The following is an 18,386-nucleotide window of genomic DNA, read 5'->3' as shown; positions in this document are numbered from 1 at the left end:
GACGGGATTCCACCATTGACAGAACAGTCTCATCTTCTCGAGATCCGAGGTCTCACGAAGGGCTTCCCGGGCGTTCAGGCGCTCGACCATGTGGATTTTACGCTGCAAGCCGGGGAGATCCACGGCCTTCTGGGTGAAAACGGCGCCGGCAAGTCGACCCTGATCAAGGTGCTGACTGGAGTCTTCAAGCGCGATGCCGGCACCATCCGGCTTGACGGCCAGGAGATCGAGGCGCGCGATCCCGCGGACGCGCTCTCGCTCGGCATCGGGACCGTCTATCAGGAGGTCAATCTTCTTCCGAACCTGTCGGTCGCGGAGAACCTCTTCATCGGCCGGCAGCCTCACCGATTCGGCCTCGTGCGCACGGGCGAGATGCGCCGTCGCTCAGAAGAGCTTCTGGCAGGCTATGGCCTCGACATCGATGTCGCCAATCCTTTGGGAACCTATTCGGTGGCGGTTCAGCAGATCGTTGCGATCGCCCGCGCGGTCGATCTCTCGGCCAAGGTGCTGATCCTCGACGAGCCGACGGCGAGCCTCGATACGCATGAGGTTGAAACCCTTTTCAAGATTTTGCGGGACCTCAAGAGCCGCGGCATCGGCATCGTGTTCGTCACGCACTTCCTCGATCAGGTCTACGCGGTCTGCGACCGGATCACTGTGCTTCGGAACGGTCGTCTCGTGGGTTCTCGTCCCATCGCCGCGCTGCCTCGCATCGAGCTCGTCTCGATGATGCTCGGCCGAGAGCTGGCCGCCGAGGCACTCCATCGCAACCAGCGCAGGGAGGTGACGGGAGAGCCGCTCGTGGCGTTCAAGGATTACGGCAAGCGCCGTCTCATGGAGCCTTTCGATCTGGCGGTTCGGCCCGGCGAAGTGGTGGGCCTTGCGGGCCTGCTCGGCTCCGGCCGGACGGAAACGGCCAAGCTGGTTTTCGGCATCGAGCGCGCCGACAGCGGTCAGGCCTTCGTCGGCGGCAAGCCTGTGCGCATCGCCACGCCGCGTGACGCCGCCCGGCTGCGGTTCGGCTTCACTCCTGAGGATCGAAAGACCGAGGGCATCGTGGCGGAACTGTCCGTTCGCGAGAATATCATCCTGGCGCTGCAGGCGCAGCGCGGCTGGCTGCGTCTGATCCCGAGACGCCGGCAGGAGGAGATCGCCGACCGCTTCATCAAGCTCCTCGACATCCGGACTCCGGATGCGGAGAAGCCCATCGGGCTTCTGTCGGGCGGCAATCAGCAGAAGGCGCTGCTCGCCCGATGGCTCGCCACCGAGCCGCGCTTCCTCATTCTCGACGAGCCGACCCGCGGCATCGATGTGGGCGCACATGCGGAGATCATCCGCCTGATCGAGCGCCTGTGCGAGGATGGGCTCGCCCTTCTCGTCATCTCGTCGGAACTGGAGGAGATCGCCTCCTACAGCGACCGGGTCGTCGTCCTGCGCGACCGGAGGCATGTGCGCGAACTCACCGGATCCGACGTCAGCGCCAATACCATCATGACAACCATCGCGGGCCATTGAATGAGCGGCATGATTCAGGCCAGTGCTCCTCGCACATTTCCCAAGGGACTTCCGCAGGTTGCGGCACTCCTCATCGTCTTTCTCGTCAACTGGCTCGTCTTCCGCGACTTCTTTGCTCTGCGCCTGCAGGACGGTCGGCTCTTCGGCAGCCTCGTCGACGTTCTGAACCGCGGCGCGCCGGTGGCCATTCTGGCCCTTGGCATGACCCTCGTCATCGCGACGCGAGGGATCGATCTCTCCGTCGGAGCCGTCATGGCCATCGCGGGTGCGACGGCCGCAACCTTGACCGCGCAGGGCTACCCGCTGCCCGTCGCTCTTGCTTCTGCCGCCGGAATCGGACTGGCTTGTGGCCTCTGGAACGGCTTCCTCGTTGCGGTGCTCGAAATTCAGCCCTTCGTCGCGACGCTGATCCTGATGGTGGCCGGGCGCGGTTTCGCGCAGCTGATCACGGAGGGGCAGATCATCACCTTCGTGAGCGAGGGCTTCGCGGCCATCGGTGGCGGCTCCTTCCTGATGCTGCCGATGCCTGTCGTGATCGCCATCGTGATGCTGATCATCACGCATGTGATGGTCCGCTATACGGCCCTCGGCCTCTTCATCGAGTCCATCGGCGCCAATGTCCGCTCGAGCGCCTATGCCGGGATCGGCACCAAGGTCGTGACCATCGCGGTGTACATGTGGTGCGGCCTATGCGCGGCCATTGCTGGGCTGATCGTGACGGCGGACATCCGCGGGGCGGATGCCAACAATGCCGGGCTCTGGCTCGAGCTCGACGCCATCCTGGCTGTGGTGATCGGCGGCACGTCCCTGTTCGGCGGGCGCTTCAGCCTCGGACTCTCCGTTATCGGCGCCCTGATCATCCAGGCCATGAACACGGGAATCCTGCTCAGCGGCTACCCGCCCGAATACAACCTTATCGTGAAAGCCATCGTGGTGCTCGCCGTGCTTCTCGCCCAGTCGCCGGTCCTGTCGGCCGTCCGTTCCGTTTGGAAGGCCAGGACATGATCAGGCGTCATCTTCCCGTCCTCGTCACACTCGCCGTGTTCATCGTCGGCTACCTGATCTGCCTCGCGCAGTTTCCGAGCTTCGCCTCGACCCGGGTGATCGGTAATCTTCTGACGGACAATGCCTTCCTGGGTATCGTGGCGGTCGGCATGACCTTCGTGATCCTGTCCGGCGGCATCGACCTCTCGGTCGGTTCGGTCATCGCCTTCACGGGCGTGTTCCTCGCCGTCACCATCGAGAAATACGGCCTCAATCCCTACTTGGCCTTCGTGCTCATTCTCGGGATCTCGGCTCTGTTCGGGGCCGGCATGGGGTTCCTGATCCATACCTTCCAGATTCCGGCCTTCATCGTCACGCTCGCCGGCATGTTCCTGGCGCGCGGCCTGTGCTTCGTCCTGACGACGGATTCGATCCCGATCAACGCGCCCGCTTATGGTCAGATCACGGATATCGCCTTCGGACTTCCGGGCGGGGGGAGGCTCACCTTCATCGCCATGATCATGCTGGTCACGTTCGGGACAGGCATCGTTCTGGCGCATTACACGCGCTTCGGCGCCAATGTCTACGCGCTCGGCGGCAACAGGACCTCCGCCCAGCTGATGGGTATACCCGTCGGAAGGACGACCATCCGCATCTACATGCTGTCGAGCTTCCTCGCGGCCTTGGCCGGGATCGTGTTTTCCTTTTATACCTCGGCCGGCTACTCCCTGGCGGCGACCGGGGTCGAACTCGACACGATCGCGGCGGTCGTCATCGGCGGTACCCTGCTCACGGGAGGCCACGGGACGATTATCGGCACACTCGTGGGCGTGCTGATCCAGGGATTGATCCAGACCTACATCACGTTCGAGGGGACCTTGAGTTCGTGGTGGACCAAGATCGCCATCGGGGCTCTGCTGTTCGCATTCATCGTGCTGCAGCGGGGGCTGTCGGCGGCGTCGCTTCGAACACGGTAGAGCAAAAGGAGACGGGTGTTGCTGAACGATGTCCAGAGGCCTTCGAGAGCGCGTTCAGCCCATGATCTCGTTGCCCATGGGATCGGCCAGAACATCATGCAGGGCCGTTTCCCTGTCGGCAGCACCCTGCCGGGGGACGCGGAGCTGATGGAGCTCTACGGCGTCTCGCGAACGGCCCTTCGGGAGGCGATGAAGACCTTGGCGGCGAAAGGCTTGATCGAGTCGAAGACCAAGGTCGGCACGAAGGTTCTCGATCGCAACAACTGGAATATGTTCGATGCCGACATCATCGAATGGCATCTCGAGATGGGGGTCGATGCCCGCTTCCTCGGGTGGCTCTTCGAGATCCGGCAGATGCTCGAGCCCCTCGCCTGCGCCACCGCCGCCGTGCGGCGCACGCCCGAACAGCTCAAGGAGATGCATCGGGCCCTCCAGGCCATGTACCAGTGCGAGAGCAGCCGGCAGGGCTTCACCAAGGCGGACCTCGCCTTCCATCAGGCCATTCTGGAGGCTTCGGGAAATCCCTTCCTGCAGTCGATCGGATCGGTCATCGGCGCGGCGCTCGCGACCTCGTTCACGATCAGCTCCCCGGTATCCAGCGACGACCGCTTCCGGGAAGTGATGCGGCAGCATCAAGCCGTATACGATGGCATCGAACAAGCCGATCCCGCGGCGGCGAGCGAGGCGATGTCCGACCTGATCCTGCAGGCGGCGCAGAGGGTCCAGATCAAACATGAGGAAAGCTCGCTGGCGAATGTCCAGGTCCATGCTTTCTCCGGAGTGGAGTAAACCTCCCGGTGGGATCACTGCTCCAGACCAACAGAGGCTTGGGTCGGTTCCTTGCTGCGCTGATTAGTATTATAGTATGATTTATGGCTTGGCGGGAGAGGACTAACACTCCGCCGGCAAAGTGGAGGGGGAGGGCTGTTCCAAGGGATGGCTCTGACTTTATCATAGGTGAAACGGGCGGCCTGGATGCCTCACGTACGGGAGGCCGACAGGGAGCCCGGAACGAAGAATGCTGAATATGCGCCGGGCGAGAGAATGTCGTTCCGGGCATGGACGAGAGGGAGAACGACCTTGAAGACATTCACGACCACATTGGCGGCCGTGGCTCTTGGAGCCTTTGGACTGCTTGGCGCCGCTCAGGCGCAGGATAAGGGTACGGTCGGCGTGGCCATGCCGACGAAGTCGTCCGCGCGCTGGATCGACGACGGCAACAACATGGTCAAGGTGCTCAAAGAGAAGGGCTACAACGTCGACCTGCAATACGCCGAGGACGATATCCCGAACCAGCTCTCGCAGATCGAGAACATGATTACCAAGGGGGCCAAGGTTCTTGTGATCGCGGCGATCGATGGCACGACCCTCTCCGATGCGCTGCAGCAGGCTGCCGATAAGGGCATCAAGGTCATCGCCTATGACCGCCTGATCCGCAACTCGAAGAACGTCGACTACTACGCCACCTTCGACAACTTCCAGGTCGGCGTGCTCCAGGGCGGCTATATCGAGAAGGCCCTCGGCCTGAAAGAGGGCAAAGGCCCGTTCAACATCGAGCTGTTCGGCGGCTCGCCGGACGACAACAACGCCTACTTCTTCTATAACGGCGCCATGTCCGTTCTCGAGCCTTACATCAAGAGCGGCAAGCTCAAGGTGGTCAGCGGCCAGACCGGCATGGACAAGGTCTCGACCCTGCGCTGGGACGGCGCTGTCGCCCAGGCCCGCATGGATAACCTTCTGTCCGCCTTCTACACCGACAAGCGCGTCGATGCGGTTCTCTCTCCCTATGACGGTCTGAGCATCGGCATCATCTCCTCGCTCAAGGGTGTGGGCTACGGCACGCCGAAGCAGCCGATGCCGGTCATCACCGGGCAGGATGCCGAGGTGCCCTCGATCAAGTCGATCCTCGCCAAGGAGCAGACCTCGACGGTGTTCAAGGACACCCGCGAACTGGCCAAGGTCACTGTCAACATGGTCGATGCAGTGCTCTCCGGAAAGCAGCCGGAAGTCAACGACACCAAGACCTATGAGAACGGCGTGAAGGTGGTTCCGTCATACCTGCTGAAGCCGGTCAGCGTCGATGCCTCGAACTGGAAGGAAGTCCTGGTCGGCAGCGGCTACTACAAGGAAGACCAGTTCAAATAATTGGTGCGATGAAGAATGGACCCTGCGCACTCGCGCAGGGTCCTTGCTCGTTTCTGGAAGGCTTTTTGCCTGAGGTCATGCAATGAATGCGATCCTTGAGATGCGGGGGATCACCAAGACGTTCCCGGGCGTGAAGGCGCTCGACAACGTCAACATCTCGGTCAAGGCCGGCGAGATTCATGCCCTGGTGGGCGAGAACGGCGCCGGAAAATCCACGCTGATGAAGGTCCTGAGCGGGGTCTATCCGCACGGCTCCTATTCCGGCGAGATCCGCTACGAGGGCGAGGAGCGACGTTTCTCGGGCATCGCCGACAGCGAGAAGCTCGGCATCATCATCATCCACCAGGAACTTGCCTTGGTGCCCCTCCTGTCGATCGCGGAGAACATCTTCCTCGGCAACGAGCAGGCCAAGTACGGGGTGATCGATTGGTCGATTGCATTTGCAAGAACCAAAGAGCTGCTGAAGCTCGTCGGCCTCAACGAATCTCCCGACGAACTGATCACCAACCTCGGTGTGGGCAAGCAGCAGCTGGTGGAAATTGCCAAGGCGCTTTCCAAGAAGGTGAAACTCCTCATCCTGGACGAGCCAACCGCCAGCTTGAACGAAAAGGACAGCGATGCGCTCCTGACCCTGCTGCTCCGGTTCAAGGAGCAGGGCATCTCGTCGATCCTGATCTCGCACAAGCTCAACGAGATCTCGAAGGTCGCCGATTCCATCACGGTCCTGCGCGACGGCGGCACGGTCGAGACGCTCGACTGCCGGGCGGAGGAGGTGAGCGAGGACCGGATCATCCGGGGCATGGTGGGCCGCACCATGGAAGATCGCTACCCGACACGCGAGCCAAAGATCGGCGAACCGATCTTCCAGGTTGAAAACTGGTCGGCCTATCATCCGCTCCACAGCCACGTGCAGGTGGTCAAGAACGTCAACTTGACCATCCGGCGCGGGGAGATCGTCGGCATCGCCGGGCTGATGGGGGCAGGACGAACCGAGTTCGCCATGAGCCTGTTCGGCCGCAGCTACGGCCAGAACATCTCTGGCCGAGTGACCCTGCACGGCAAGGAGATCGACGTCGGCACCGTCGAGAAGGCCGTTTCCAACGGCATCGCCTATGCGACCGAGGACAGGAAGACCTATGGCCTGGTTCTGGCCGAGGACATCCGCAAGAACGTGACGCTCGCCAATCTCGAGGGCGTCTCAAAAAATCTCGTCATCGACGATATTCAGGAACTGGCGGTCGCCAACGACTACCGGGGCAAGATGCGGATCCGGTGCTCCAACGTCTTCCAGGAGACGGTGAACCTCTCCGGCGGTAACCAGCAGAAGGTGGTCCTGAGCAAGTGGCTCTTCTCGGATCCGGAAATTCTGATCCTGGACGAGCCGACCCGCGGCATCGACGTCGGGGCGAAGTACGAAATCTACACGATCATCAACCGACTGGCCGATGCCGGCAAGGGTGTACTCATGATATCCTCGGAAATGCCGGAACTGCTCGGCATGTGCGACCGGATCTATGTCATGAACGAAGGCTCCCTGATTGCCGAGCTCGACATCGCCGAGGCATCCCAGGAAAAGATCATGCACGCTATCGTTAAGTCGGGGAGACGCTGAGATGGACACGAGAACCGCTGACGAGCTTCACGTTCCCCAGCAGACAACGTCGTGGATGGAGTTCGTCAAAACCCATTTCCGCGACTACGGCATGCTGCTGTCGCTTCTGGTCATCATGCTGTTCTTCCAGGTGGTGACCGACGGAACCCTGCTGCGACCGCTCAACCTCACCAACCTGGTGCTCCAGAACAGTTACATCGTCATCATGGCGTTGGGGATGCTCCTGGTCATCGTGGCCGGGCACATCGACCTCTCGGTCGGCTCTATCGTGGGCTTCGTCGGGGGCCTTGCCGCCATGATGATGGTGCGCTGGGGCTTCGATCCCGTGACGACCACCATCGCCTGCCTTATCGTGGGTGGGCTCATCGGTGCCGCTCAAGGCTACTGGGTCGCGTATTTCAAGGTCCCGTCCTTCATCGTCACGCTTGCCGGCATGCTGGTGTTCAAGGGCCTGACCCTGGCGCTCCTCGGCGGCATGTCGGTCGGCCCATTCCCGGTGGTGTTCCAACGCCTGAGCTCCGGCTTCATTCCGGACGTCTTTGGTGGCGAGGGCTTCAACTACACGGCGCTGTTTCTGGGTGCCGCCAGCGTGGCTGCGATCATCTATTTCAGCTTCCGCAGCCGGGCCAATCAGCTCAAGCATGCAGTCGAGACGGCACCATTCGGGCTGTTCCTGTTCAAGAACGGCCTTCTGGCCGTTCTGGTGGTTGCGTTCTGCTATCTGATGGCGACCTATCGCGGCCTGCCGAACGTGCTTGTCATCATGGCGGTGCTGATCGCCCTTTACGCTTTCGTGACCAACCGCACCACGATCGGCCGGCGCATCTATGCGCTCGGAGGCAACGAGAAGGCGGCCAAGCTGTCGGGCATCAAGACGGAGCGCCTGACCTTCCTGACCTTTGTCAACATGGGTGTGCTGGCGGGACTCGCCGGCCTGATCTTCGCCGCCCGCCTCAACACCGCGACCCCGAAGGCCGGCCTCGGGTTCGAGCTCGACGTGATCGCGGCCGTGTTCATCGGCGGCGCCTCGGCGACAGGTGGCGTCGGCAAGGTGACGGGTGCGGTTATAGGCGCCTTCGTCATGGGCGTGATGAACAACGGCATGTCGATCCTCGGCATCGGCATCGACTATCAGCAGGTGATCAAAGGCCTCGTGCTGCTCGCGGCCGTCTCGCTCGACGTCTACAACCGGAAGAAGTAGGCGCGCTTCCACTGACACGACTCAGCAGAACGGCGAGCCTCGGCTCGCCGTTTCGATTTGGGATGAGGCTGAAAGCGTTAAGCTTAGCGGGCCTCCGCCGTCATGCCGGCGGCTTCAGGAACGGGACTTTTGGTCAAGGTCATCCTGTCATTGCGCCGGTCGCAGGACACTGTGACGAAGCCGTCCGAGGCATTGATGCGAACGGTCACGATGTCGCTCGTGCTCACCAGCTTGACCGGCTCCTCGTCAACATCCTGCGCGGCCTCGTTGATGATCGAAAGGCACTCGCCGAAAGGCATGGATGCAACGCGGGTATCGGCCGACTGAGCGGCAGACCCGACCGCCAGGGCACCCAGGGTGCCGAGCGTGATTGCAAACGAAGTGGAGCGCATTGACCGATTCTCCCAACACTCGGAGATCACCACGCCCGAGAGTTTTCCGCTGTGTCCTATCGCACAGGGAAGGAACGTGCCTCGTCATAGGCCGTTCCTCGGTATCAATGTCGCAGGGGGAGGGTGGCCGCCGGCAACAGGCATCGCATGGCCAGGGTTAGAGAAGGGTGAAGAACCTCAACCACTCGACTCCTTCCGTTGTGCGGACATCCGACGTCCTCTCTCCTCGGCGTCCTCGAGAGCTTCAGCCAGCAGGCGACGGCTCTGCAGCAGGGCTTCTGCATCGTGTGCCACTCGGCTCAACGAGCCTAGGATCTTTTCGGCCTCCCTCTCATGACGGGTCTCGGGCATGACAATCTCCAGTAAGCTGTGCTGATCCAACCGCCTGACCGTTCCCAGGTTCCTGCACGCCATACCGACCTTGAGAGGAGCCATATTTCTGACGTAATAGCGTATAATTTAAATCGTATTGCACAGCTGCTTCGGGGACTATGTTCCTGGTGTGGAATCGACTAGTGCTTGATCCCTCCTATTGCGCGTTCAGACATGATTCATCCCAAGATTATCAGGGATGGTCCCATGCCGACTGGCGGACCAGACCCTTTGAAGGATGCTCTCGCTCTCCAGGCCCGGGTGAAAGGCCTGCAAGCCCTGCTCGAGTTGCAGCGTTGGCAGATCGAGGTGCTCAACAACAGACTTCATCCCACCGAACCGGGTGCCATCGCGGCGCGGCGTCTGCTCGCCATCAAGCGCAGCGAAACCGGACGGGATCAGTTCAGGGTACCAAAAAGCGTGAACGATCCTTGATGCTTCGAACAAATGAAAAGGCCCGATGTCGCCATCGGGCCTTTCGCTTTTCGAGGGCAGGGCCTGATCAGTTGAACTTGTAATTCACGCCGGCGCGGAGCACGCCGAACTCGGCATCGCGGTTCACGTTGACCCGACCGCCGAGATTGTAGTTGTCCTTCGTGTCGAGATCGACATAGAGGCCTTCGACCTTGGCGGTGAAATTGTTGGTGATGGCATATTCCACACCGCCGCCGAGGGTCCAGCCCCAGTTGATCTCGTCGCCGCTGTGATAGCCGAGCAGCGGGTCATAGCCCCGGTTGCCGCCGATATCGCCATAGGCGAAGCCGCCCGTGCCATAGACGAGGGCCCGGTCGAAGGCGACACCAGCGCGCGCGCGGATCGTGCCGAAGAAGCCATCCGAATCGCCGGGATAATAGGTCGTGCCGTAGGACGCGCCCTTGTTGCCGACGGCGGCGTATTGCAGGTCCGTTTCAGCGCCGGCCACGAACATGCCGAACTGATAGTTGTAGCCAGCCTGAGCACCACCGACGAAGCCGCCGCTCCGGCGCCCCTTGATGGTGCCGAAAGCCGGATCGTAGAAGCGGCTGTCGCCCGCGTTCCAGCCGTAGCCGGCATTCAGACCGGCGTAGAAGCCCGTCCAGGTGAAGACAGGAAGAGCATTGTAGGCGGGAGCAGGAGAATAACGGCCCGGCAGGTCAGCCGCGTGCGCCGGCGAAGCCGCAATGACAAGAGCCGCCGTGGCAGCGAGCAGTCCAAGAGCAGAGGTACGCATTACTGTATTCCGTGCTTTGCAACCAAGATCAGATAGGCATTTATTGCCCGTCCCGGGTGTAATAAAGGATAGCGAGAGAATGTTGCAATATCGGAAGCGGGAACCATTCGAAATATGATTGACGATTGATGAACGTTTACTGTTCATCAACCATTTCAGCCGCGCCCGACTTGAGGTCTTGCGCCTGTTGTGCGCAGATCCCAGCGTGAAGTTTGGCCGCGAGGCCTCCAAGTAAGAGACAAAACTTGGCCTCGCCTTTTTCGGGGCGAGGCCTTTTTGCATTGGGCGTGCGTCTCAGGAGTCACGAAGGTTCAAGGCCTTTGCGCGGCGGGCGACAACATCCACATCTGCACTCATCGGCAGGACGGTCGGATCGAGATCCTCGATAAGAAACCACTTTGCCTCAAGAGCATCGTCGCCGGCGATCGGCTCGCCTGAAATCCAACGGCATTGCACGGCGGTCAGAATATAGTGCTGCTGAACCTGCCCGCCTGAACCCCGCGTGATGACATCGAGCGTGGTGATGACATCCTGGGCTTCCGCATGAACGGCGGTTTCCTCCAGAAGCTCCCGCATCGTCGCTTCCTCGACCGTTTCGCCGAACTCGATCTTGCCGCCGGGAAAGCCCCATAGACCGGCATCGGGCGGGTTGGCGCGCCGCACGAGCAGAGTGTAGCCGTCCCGGATCACGACGGCAATGACGGCAGGAATCGGGGATGTGAACATGAAAAAGGCCCGGCCATGAACGGCCGAGCCTTAATACAATGCAGCGCCGATGTGGAGTGTGGTCAGCGACCCGAGCGGTGCAGTGCCGATTGCAAAGGCTCGAGGCTCTTGGTGAACCAGAGAGCCGTGGTCTCGGCGATATCTTTCCACTGCGAGGAAGCCGCCTCAAAGACCTGACGAGCCGCTTGGCTCTGGGCGTTGAAGGCCTCAGGAAGTGGGGACGGTTTGATGGCCGAGCGCCACAGGTCGAGCGCAGCATGGCGCTGCGTGATCATGGCGTCGATGATCTTGTCGTTCACCTCGAGGGCGCCCTTGGCCGATGCCGCCGCCGCTTCGCTCATGGCTTGGCGGAGGGCATCACCCTGCTTCCTGGCGGATGAGAAGAAGGTTCCGGCCTCAATGGGAGCTGTGGCAGTCGCAGAATGGGGAACGGGCGTCGCCTCGGTGACGGCCTCGACCGTGTCGGCGGTCGGGATGGCAGCCATCTCGACCAGATCGCCGGCTTTCTGCATGCTCTTGGCTGTACTCTTGGCTTTGGGCTTCTTCACTTCCGCCATCGTGACGTCCTCGCAAGGTCTAAAGGAGCAGGGTGCTTACTTCTTGGATCCGGGCTGCTTCATGGCCGATTGAGCCAGAGAGCCGAACTCCTTCATCTGGGTCTGCATCGCCTCGAACTGGGTCCGGACGAACTCGGCCTGGATCTGCATGGCTTCCTGCATGTCCTTCGCGCGCACCATCCGCTGAGCGAGGTCGAAGGCAGCCGAGAGGTTCTGCTCGGTATAGGCGAAGGTCTTGCGCGCAGCATCCTTTGCGCTGGCCTGAACGGTGTTGGCTGAGCCTTCGAAAGTGTCGGCAGTCTTTTGAGCGGCGCTCATGAAGCCGTCGATGGCCTTGCGGGCCTGCTCGACGCTCTTCTCGGCGAAGTCGCGCATCTCCGGGGGAACTTCATAATTTTGGGTCGGGTTCGTGGCCATAGGATACTCCTGCTCGTTGAGGGATTTGTGCAGTGCAATATCACATTGTGCGCTGCAAAATCAACTCCCTTTTGCGTCGCCCTTATTAAGGTTACCTGAAAGTAAAAGGATTCAAGTGTCGGTGCTTTGCATGCTTGGCCGCTGATATTAGGCTAAAAGCTCTGCCAGAGGTGGATCGAAGGCAGTTCACAGCAAGGACCGTTAATGACGGGCGGACCCAACCCATTCGAGGCGCTGATGGCGCGGCTTGCCGCGGAGCCGGACTTGCGCCTTCTGGCCAAGCCTGACGCGGGCGTGCTTGTCTGGGACCAGACTGGCGACAGGCTGCTTTGGGCGTCTCCAGCGGCCCGGGGGGTGCAGGACGCATTCACCGACGCGATGGGGCAGGTGGTCCCGGGGTTCCGGGCTCATGACCGCATCAAGGCCCTGGCAGGTGGCCGCGCACCGCGGCAGGGAGTTCGCCAGGAGCGGCTCCGCCTTGATCCGAACCGCCCCTGGCTCCCAGTCGCGGCCCTCTGCCGTCTGGAGTCGCTGGAGAATGGCGAAACCGTCTTGGTGACAGTTTTCTCCGGCGGCGTGCCAAAGCCTTCGTCCCGTCGTCGCACGGTCCAACCGGTCGAGGAATCGGCTTCCGAGCCCGCTGTGCCAAGCGACGTCGAGAGCGCCTCTCCGCCCATCAAGCGTACCGGTCCGGTCCGCTTCATCTGGCACGCGGATGCACAGACCCGTTTCACCGATGTGTCGCCTGATCTTGCCCGGGCTGTGGGACCGATCGCTGGCAACATCCTCGGTCTGACATGGGAGGAGGTGGCCCAGACGGTCGTTGAGGATCCTGACGGGGCCGTGGCGGCCCTTTTCTCGCGCCGCGAAACCTGGAGCGGGCACACCGTTCTCTGGAGCGTCGACAATTCACGGCTGCAGGTGCCCGTCGACTGGGCCGGCATGCCGGTCTTCGGCTTGGGCCGGGAACTCGTCGGCTTCCGCGGCTTCGGGCTCCTGCGCATGGAGGATGTTCGCGAGCGCGAGGCACAGGATGAACCCTCGATTGTCCCGGCCGATCTGATTGCACAAAGCCTCGTCAACGACGAGACGCTGCCGTTCCGTCCCCCTGAGGAGATGCCGGATGAGGAGCCTTCCGCCGAACCCGAGCAGCCCGGAGAGGAAAGTTGGTTTTCGAGTCTTCGCCATCGAGTGACCGAGGCTCTGTCCACTCCCAGGCCGTCTGATCCGGAGCCGCGCGAGCAGAGCCGTCCTGCCGAAAAGACTGGTCAGACATCGGGACTTTCCACTGCGGAGCGCAACGCCTTTCGTGAGATCGCCCGCGCGCTGGGGGCGCGGCTGGAGCACAACGGGCCAGCCCAGGATGATAGGGTCCCTGAAGAGCCGGTGGGTGCTCCCGAGCCCGGTCCGTCCTCACTGGAGCCGCCGACTGCTTCAGATAAGGGTGACCGGGTGCTCGACCGCCTGCCCATCGGTGTGCTGGTCCATCGCGGCGAGACCGTCTTGTTCGGCAATCGCTTTCTTCTCGACCTGACCGGCTACGACGACATCGAACAGATCCGCTCGGACGGGGGGATCGTCCACCTGTTTCGCGGCTCCCCCGCTCTCGGCGGTGCAGGCGACGGTGACTCTACTCTCGCGCTCACCACAAGGGCCGGCGAGACGATCGCCGTTGCCGTGCGCTCCGCGTCTGCCGAGTGGGGGGGCGAGCCGGCCGATCTGATGGTCGTCCGGATTGCGGCCGGCGGCGACGCTCCGGCGTCTGTCCAGGACAGCCGGATCCATGAATTGGAGGCGATCCTCGATACGGCAACCGACGGCGTTATTGTGCTCAACGAAACGGGACGCATCCTCTCCCTCAACCGCTCGGCCGAGGCGCTCTTCGGCTATGACGAGCAGGCGGTGGCGGGCGATGCGATCACCGTTCTCCTGGCCCCGGAGAGCCATATGGTCGCTCTCGACTACCTGGAGAGCCTGCGCACCCCCGGTGTCCGGAGCCTGCTCAATGATGGGCGTGAGGTGCTCGGCCGGGAGCGTCAGGGCGGGTCGATTCCGCTCTTCATGACGATGGGCCGTCTCGGCGACGGGCCGGATCGCCGCTTCTGCGCGGTTCTTCGCGACATCACGGTTTTCAAGCGGGCGGAGGGCGAGTTGATCGGCGCCAAGCACGCGGCCGAGGAGGCGAGCGCTCAGAAATCCGATCTCCTGGCCAAGATCAGCCATGAAATCCGCACGCCGCTGAACGCCATCCTGGGCTTCGCCGAGGTCATGCTCGAAGAGCGGTTCGGCGCCATCGGCAATGAACGCTACAAGGAGTATCTCAAAGACGTTCATGCCTCCGGGTCCCATGTGATCAGCCTCGTGAACGATCTTTTGGATCTTGCGAAGATCGAGGCTGGCCGTCTGGAGCTGTCCTTCACGGGGGTGAGCCTCAACGAACTGGTCTCGTCCTGCGTGACCCTGCTTCAGCCCCAGGCTGCGCGCGACCGCATCGTCATGCGCATGAGCTTCGCGCCGAAGCTGCCGCCGGTGGTGGCCGATGAGCGGTCCATGCGCCAGATCGTCCTCAATCTCGTCTCCAATGCCATCAAGTTCACCGATGCGGGCGGGCAGGTCATCGTTTCCACGGCGATCACGGATCAGGGCGAGGTAGCTTTCCGCGTGCGCGATACCGGGATCGGAATGACGCCCGAGGAGGTCGAAGCGGCGCTCGAGCCGTTCCGCCAGCTCGCCACCTCGCGCAAGCGCGGCGGCACGGGCCTCGGATTGCCGCTGACCAAGGCGCTCGTCGAAGCGAACCGGGGCGCGCTGCAGATCGCGAGCAAGCCAAGCGAGGGAACCCTCGTCGAGGTGATCTTTCCTCCGACACGCGTCCTGGCTGAATAGTGCCTGGCTTCGCGCTCCGCCGCGCCGCTCTGGCGGACGTGCCGACAATCGCCGACCTGAACCGTCGCGTCCGCCAGACCTGCCTGCCTTACCTGCCGGATCTTCACACTCCAGATGAGGATCTCGCCTTCTTTCGGGGGACGGTTTTTCCGACATCCGAGGTCTGGCTGGCCGAGGCGGGCACCCAGCCTATCGGGTTTGCCGCTGCGCGGCAGGATTGGCTGGAACACCTTTACGTCGATCCGGCATGGCACGGAAGGGGCGTCGGATCGGCTCTCCTGTCCTCCGTCAGGGACAATCGTGCCGAGCTGAACCTCTGGACGTTTCAGGAGAACGCGCAGGCACGCCGCTTCTATGAACACCACGGGTTCGATTTGGTCACGGTAACCGATGGTTCGGGCAACGAGGAGCAATGTCCGGATGCGCATTACCGGTGGGCCCGCCCCGAAATCCGGCACGGTTCGTAACCGGATCTTTCCGCGTCATGCTTCCCATCCTCGGCGAATTGCGATCGATCAACGATGCCGATGCATATTGCAGATATGAGCGGCCGCGATACGTACTGGGTTCGGATGCTCCACGAGACGAAGGATCGCCATGTCTACCTATCGCCTCGATCGGCTGTTTTCCCCCCGTTCCATCGCGGTGGTCGGCGCGAGCCCTCGTCCCGGTTCTCTCGGCCTGATCTTCGTGCGCAATCTGATCGCAGGAGGCTTCGACGGAGAGCTTTTTCCCGTCAATCCGCATCATATCGAGGTCGAGGGCAGGCCCTGCTTCGCATCCGTGGAACAGCTTCCGGAGATCCCCGACCTCGTCGTGGTGGCGGTGCCGCCCGAGCGGGTGCTCGGCGTGATTGAGGAGGCCGGTCGAGCGGGCGTGAGCGCCGCCATCGTGGCGACCGCCGGGATGGGATACGGCGCAGGTTCCCTGGGCGATCAGGTCCGGCTCGCGGCGCGTGCTCACGGGCTGCGCATCGTCGGCCCCAACTGCATCGGCGTACTGGCACCGCGCGCCAGGATGAACGCCAGCTTCGCCGCTCATAATGTCAGGCCCGGGGACCTGGCTCTCGTGTCCCAGTCCGGTGCGCTCGCCGCCGGTCTCGTCGAATGGGCCGCCCAGCGGCAGGTGGGGTTCTCGGCCATCGTGTCCCTGGGCGACAAGGTCGATGTCGATTTCAGCGATTGCCTGGACTTCTTCTCCGCCGACAGCGGCACCCGGGCGATCCTCCTCTACATCGAGTCCATCGACAACGCGCAGAAATTCATGTCGGCGGCCCGGGCCGCCGCGCGCGTCAAGCCGGTGGTGGTCATCAAGGCCGGGCGGCACGCTCAGGGAGCCCGGGCTGCCGCGACCCATACCGGGGCCCTGGCCGGGTCCGACGCCGTCTATGACGCGGCCTTCCGACGGGCCGGCCTGCTTCGGGTACTCGACCTCGACCAGCTCTTCGCCGCAGCCGAGACCCTGGGACGGCAGAAGCCGTTTTCTGGAAGCCGTTTGGCAGTTCTTACCAATGGAGGTGGGATCGGGGTTCTCGCCGTCGACCGTTTGGTCGATCTCGGCGGAACGCTCGCGCCCCTGTCGGAGAAAACCCGTAATTCCCTCGACGCCATCCTGCCGCCGACCTGGTCCCACGCCAATCCCATCGACATCGTCGGCGATGCGGACCCGGCCCGGTACGCGGGGGCCCTCGAGGCCCTGCTGGCCGATCCCGAGAACGATGCGGTTCTGATCCTCAACGTGCCCACGGCCATCGCGGGGGCCTCCGACGTCGCCGCAGCCGTTGTCGACGTGGTCCGGCGGGACCGCTCCCGGGGCTACCGGCAGAAGCCGGTCTTCGCCGCCTGGATCGGCGAGGATCCGGACTCGGCCCGCCTCTTCGAGGAGGCGCGGATCCCGAATTTCGCCACTGAGGCCGACGCGGTCCGCGGCTTCATGCAGCTCGTGCGCTACCGGGAGGCGCAGGAGGAGCTGATGGAGACGCCGGACAACCTCCCGCATGACTTCGAGCCGGACACGGAGGCCGCGCGAGCCGTCGTCGCGCATGTGCTGGCGCAGGGCCGGCGCTGGCTCGACCCGCTCGAGGTCAATGCCCTGCTGCGGGCCTACGACATTCCGACGGTGCCGGTCACCCTCGCGACCACGCCGGACGAAGCCGGGGAGGCGGCCCGGCCGATCATCGCCGAGGGAGGCACGGTGGCCGTCAAGGTTCTCTCGCCGGACATCATGCACAAGTCCGACATCGGCGGCGTGAAGCTGGACCTGACCACCGAGGAGGGGGTCAGGAAGGCCGCCGCCGAGATCTTCGAGCGCGCGGCCCGCCTGAAGCCGCAGGCTCATGTGACGGGCGTCACCGTTCAGCCCATGGTGCGGCGGGCCAAGGCCCGCGAGCTCATCGTGGGTCTCGCGGACGATCCCTCCTTCGGCCCCGTCGTGCTGTTCGGGCGCGGTGGCACGGCGGTCGAGGTCATCAACGACAAGGCGCTGGCCCTGCCGCCCCTCGACCTGAAACTCGCGGGCGACCTGATCGCCCGCACCCGGGTGTCCCGGCGCCTGAAGGCCTACCGGGACGTCCCGGCGGCCGACGAGGGAGCGATCGCCCTCACGCTGGTGAAGCTGGCGCAGATGGCCGCCGACATCCCGGAGATCCGCGAACTCGACATCAATCCCCTGCTGGCCGACCAAACCGGGGTGATCGCGGTCGATGCCCGCGTGGCGGTCGCGCCCGAAACCCGGAAGGGGAGCGGCCATCCGCGGTTCGCGGTCAGGCCGTACCCGAAGGAATGGGAGCGCACGATCAAGCTGCGCAATGGACGGACGGCGTTCGTGCGGCCCGTCCGGCCGGAGGACGAGGCGGAGTTCCGGCGCTTTTTCGAGCAGATCACGCCCGAGGACCTGCGCCTTCGGTTCTTCGCGCCGGTGCGCGACTTCAGCCACACCTTCCTGGCCCGTCTGACGCAGCTCGACTATGCCCGCGCCATCGCTTTCGTGGCCTTCGACGAGGCGACGGGCGAGATGATGGGCGCGGTCCGCCTCCATGCGGATGCCAACCATGAAACCGGCGAATACGGCATCCTGCTCCGCTCGGACCTCAAGGGGCTCGGCCTGGGCTGGGAGTTGATGCGCCTGATGATCGAATGGGCCAAGGTGGACGGCCTGCACGAGATCGAAGGCCAGGTCCTGCGCGAGAATTCCACCATGCTCGACATGTGCCGCAGCCTCGGCTTCTCGGTCCGGGTCGATCCGGATGATCCGGAACTGCGCCTGGTCACCCTGCCGATCGCGTCGATCCACGAGCCGGAAAAGCTCGCGCAGCAGCAGCCGCCGCCGGGGTGAAACGAAGACGGCCCGCCGGGAGGGCGGGCCGTGTCCTGCATCGGAATGATGGCGAATGC

At 63.1% G+C, this 18,386-nt stretch carries 16 protein-coding genes; 11 read left to right on the top strand and 5 right to left on the bottom strand.

The window, feature by feature from the left end; all coding sequences use genetic code 11:
• Positions 1–6: 6 nt before the first annotated feature.
• From ytfR to mmsB, 7 genes are all read left to right on the top strand, one after another.
• Positions 7–1,515: a galactofuranose ABC transporter, ATP-binding protein YtfR gene (gene ytfR / locus HPT29_RS20320; RefSeq protein ID WP_173946480.1), complete on the top strand. Its 1,509-nt coding sequence runs from the start codon at positions 7–9 to the stop codon at positions 1,513–1,515.
• On the top strand, positions 1,516–2,520 hold the full coding sequence (ytfT, locus tag HPT29_RS20315; protein ID WP_173946471.1) for a galactofuranose ABC transporter, ATP-binding protein YtfT: 1,005 nt from the start codon (positions 1,516–1,518) through the stop codon (positions 2,518–2,520).
• A complete protein-coding gene (gene yjfF, locus HPT29_RS20310) occupies positions 2,517–3,476 on the top strand; it encodes a galactofuranose ABC transporter, permease protein YjfF (RefSeq protein WP_173946470.1) in 960 nt (319 codons plus the stop codon). The genes ytfT and yjfF overlap by 4 nt, the downstream gene beginning before the upstream one ends.
• Positions 3,477–3,494: 18 nt before the next feature.
• Positions 3,495–4,265: a FadR/GntR family transcriptional regulator gene (locus HPT29_RS20305; RefSeq protein ID WP_247654383.1), complete on the top strand. Its 771-nt coding sequence runs from the start codon at positions 3,495–3,497 to the stop codon at positions 4,263–4,265.
• Positions 4,266–4,577: 312 nt separating this feature from the next.
• Entirely contained in the window at positions 4,578–5,621 is a 1,044-nt protein-coding gene (chvE, locus tag HPT29_RS20300) for a multiple monosaccharide ABC transporter substrate-binding protein (RefSeq protein ID WP_373371156.1), read from the top strand.
• A gap of 82 nt (positions 5,622–5,703) precedes the next feature.
• The gene (mmsA, locus tag HPT29_RS20295; protein WP_173946469.1) at positions 5,704–7,233 is read left to right on the top strand and encodes a multiple monosaccharide ABC transporter ATP-binding protein; all 1,530 of its coding nucleotides are present in this window, start codon (positions 5,704–5,706) and stop codon (positions 7,231–7,233) included.
• 55 nt (positions 7,234–7,288) lie between these two features.
• Positions 7,289–8,434: a multiple monosaccharide ABC transporter permease gene (mmsB, locus tag HPT29_RS20290; RefSeq protein WP_210272002.1), complete on the top strand. Its 1,146-nt coding sequence runs from the start codon at positions 7,289–7,291 to the stop codon at positions 8,432–8,434.
• Positions 8,435–8,517: 83 nt separating this feature from the next.
• Here mmsB and HPT29_RS20285 read toward each other — a convergent pair whose 3' ends face one another.
• Positions 8,518–8,826, bottom strand: coding sequence for a hypothetical protein (locus tag HPT29_RS20285; protein WP_173946467.1), 309 nt, complete (start codon positions 8,824–8,826; stop codon positions 8,518–8,520).
• A gap of 579 nt (positions 8,827–9,405) precedes the next feature.
• Here HPT29_RS20285 and HPT29_RS20280 point away from each other — a divergent pair.
• Positions 9,406–9,633 carry a hypothetical protein gene (locus HPT29_RS20280; RefSeq protein ID WP_173946466.1) on the top strand — a complete coding sequence of 76 codons (228 nt, stop codon included), beginning with the start codon at positions 9,406–9,408 and terminating at the stop codon, positions 9,631–9,633.
• Positions 9,634–9,700: 67 nt separating this feature from the next.
• Here the strand turns inward: HPT29_RS20280 and HPT29_RS20275 are convergent, their stop codons facing one another.
• The 4 genes from HPT29_RS20275 to HPT29_RS20260 form a co-directional block, all read right to left on the bottom strand.
• Positions 9,701–10,408, bottom strand: a complete 708-nt coding sequence (locus tag HPT29_RS20275) for an outer membrane protein (RefSeq protein ID WP_173946465.1) — start codon at positions 10,406–10,408, stop codon at positions 9,701–9,703.
• A 294-nt stretch (positions 10,409–10,702) separates the two neighbouring features.
• A complete protein-coding gene (locus HPT29_RS20270; protein ID WP_173946464.1) occupies positions 10,703–11,134 on the bottom strand; it encodes an NUDIX hydrolase in 432 nt (143 codons plus the stop codon).
• Between the two features lie 62 nt (positions 11,135–11,196).
• The gene (locus HPT29_RS20265; RefSeq protein WP_173946463.1) at positions 11,197–11,691 is read right to left on the bottom strand and encodes a phasin family protein; all 495 of its coding nucleotides are present in this window, start codon (positions 11,689–11,691) and stop codon (positions 11,197–11,199) included.
• Positions 11,692–11,727: 36 nt separating this feature from the next.
• A complete protein-coding gene (locus HPT29_RS20260) occupies positions 11,728–12,108 on the bottom strand; it encodes a phasin (RefSeq protein ID WP_009763815.1) in 381 nt (126 codons plus the stop codon).
• 204 nt (positions 12,109–12,312) lie between these two features.
• Between HPT29_RS20260 and HPT29_RS20255 the strand changes: the two genes are divergently transcribed.
• The 3 genes from HPT29_RS20255 (at position 12,313) to HPT29_RS20245 (ending at position 18,327) form a co-directional block, all read left to right on the top strand.
• Positions 12,313–14,994, top strand: a complete 2,682-nt coding sequence (locus tag HPT29_RS20255) for a sensor histidine kinase (protein ID WP_173946462.1) — start codon at positions 12,313–12,315, stop codon at positions 14,992–14,994.
• Positions 14,994–15,461 carry a GNAT family N-acetyltransferase gene (locus tag HPT29_RS20250; protein WP_173946461.1) on the top strand — a complete coding sequence of 156 codons (468 nt, stop codon included), beginning with the start codon at positions 14,994–14,996 and terminating at the stop codon, positions 15,459–15,461. The genes HPT29_RS20255 and HPT29_RS20250 overlap by 1 nt, the downstream gene beginning before the upstream one ends.
• 130 nt (positions 15,462–15,591) lie before the next feature.
• Positions 15,592–18,327 (top strand): bifunctional acetate--CoA ligase family protein/GNAT family N-acetyltransferase, encoded by a 2,736-nt coding sequence (locus HPT29_RS20245; RefSeq protein WP_173946460.1) that lies wholly within the window; start codon positions 15,592–15,594, stop codon positions 18,325–18,327.
• Positions 18,328–18,386 lie beyond the last annotated feature (59 nt).

Source organism: Microvirga terrae (assembly GCF_013307435.2).
GTDB classification, from domain to species: Bacteria; Pseudomonadota; Alphaproteobacteria; order Rhizobiales; family Beijerinckiaceae; genus Microvirga; species Microvirga terrae.
The sequence above is the reverse complement of the archived record's forward strand: the minus strand, read 5'-3'. Positions and strand labels throughout refer to the sequence as shown.

Coding starts and splice junctions, on each gene's coding strand:
- HPT29_RS20285 (WP_173946467.1), bottom strand. CDS start 8,826: ATGCGCTCCACTTCGTTTGCAATCACGCTCGGCACCCTGGGTGCCCTG.
- mmsB (WP_210272002.1), top strand. CDS start 7,289: ATGGAGTTCGTCAAAACCCATTTCCGCGACTACGGCATGCTGCTGTCG.
- HPT29_RS20270 (WP_173946464.1), bottom strand. CDS start 11,134: ATGTTCACATCCCCGATTCCTGCCGTCATTGCCGTCGTGATCCGGGAC.
- yjfF (WP_173946470.1), top strand. CDS start 2,517: ATGATCAGGCGTCATCTTCCCGTCCTCGTCACACTCGCCGTGTTCATC.
- HPT29_RS20265 (WP_173946463.1), bottom strand. CDS start 11,691: ATGGCGGAAGTGAAGAAGCCCAAAGCCAAGAGTACAGCCAAGAGCATG.
- HPT29_RS20275 (WP_173946465.1), bottom strand. CDS start 10,408: ATGCGTACCTCTGCTCTTGGACTGCTCGCTGCCACGGCGGCTCTTGTC.
- HPT29_RS20255 (WP_173946462.1), top strand. CDS start 12,313: ATGACGGGCGGACCCAACCCATTCGAGGCGCTGATGGCGCGGCTTGCC.
- mmsA (WP_173946469.1), top strand. CDS start 5,704: ATGAATGCGATCCTTGAGATGCGGGGGATCACCAAGACGTTCCCGGGC.
- ytfT (WP_173946471.1), top strand. CDS start 1,516: ATGAGCGGCATGATTCAGGCCAGTGCTCCTCGCACATTTCCCAAGGGA.
- HPT29_RS20280 (WP_173946466.1), top strand. CDS start 9,406: ATGCCGACTGGCGGACCAGACCCTTTGAAGGATGCTCTCGCTCTCCAG.
- HPT29_RS20260 (WP_009763815.1), bottom strand. CDS start 12,108: ATGGCCACGAACCCGACCCAAAATTATGAAGTTCCCCCGGAGATGCGC.
- HPT29_RS20245 (WP_173946460.1), top strand. CDS start 15,592: ATGTCTACCTATCGCCTCGATCGGCTGTTTTCCCCCCGTTCCATCGCG.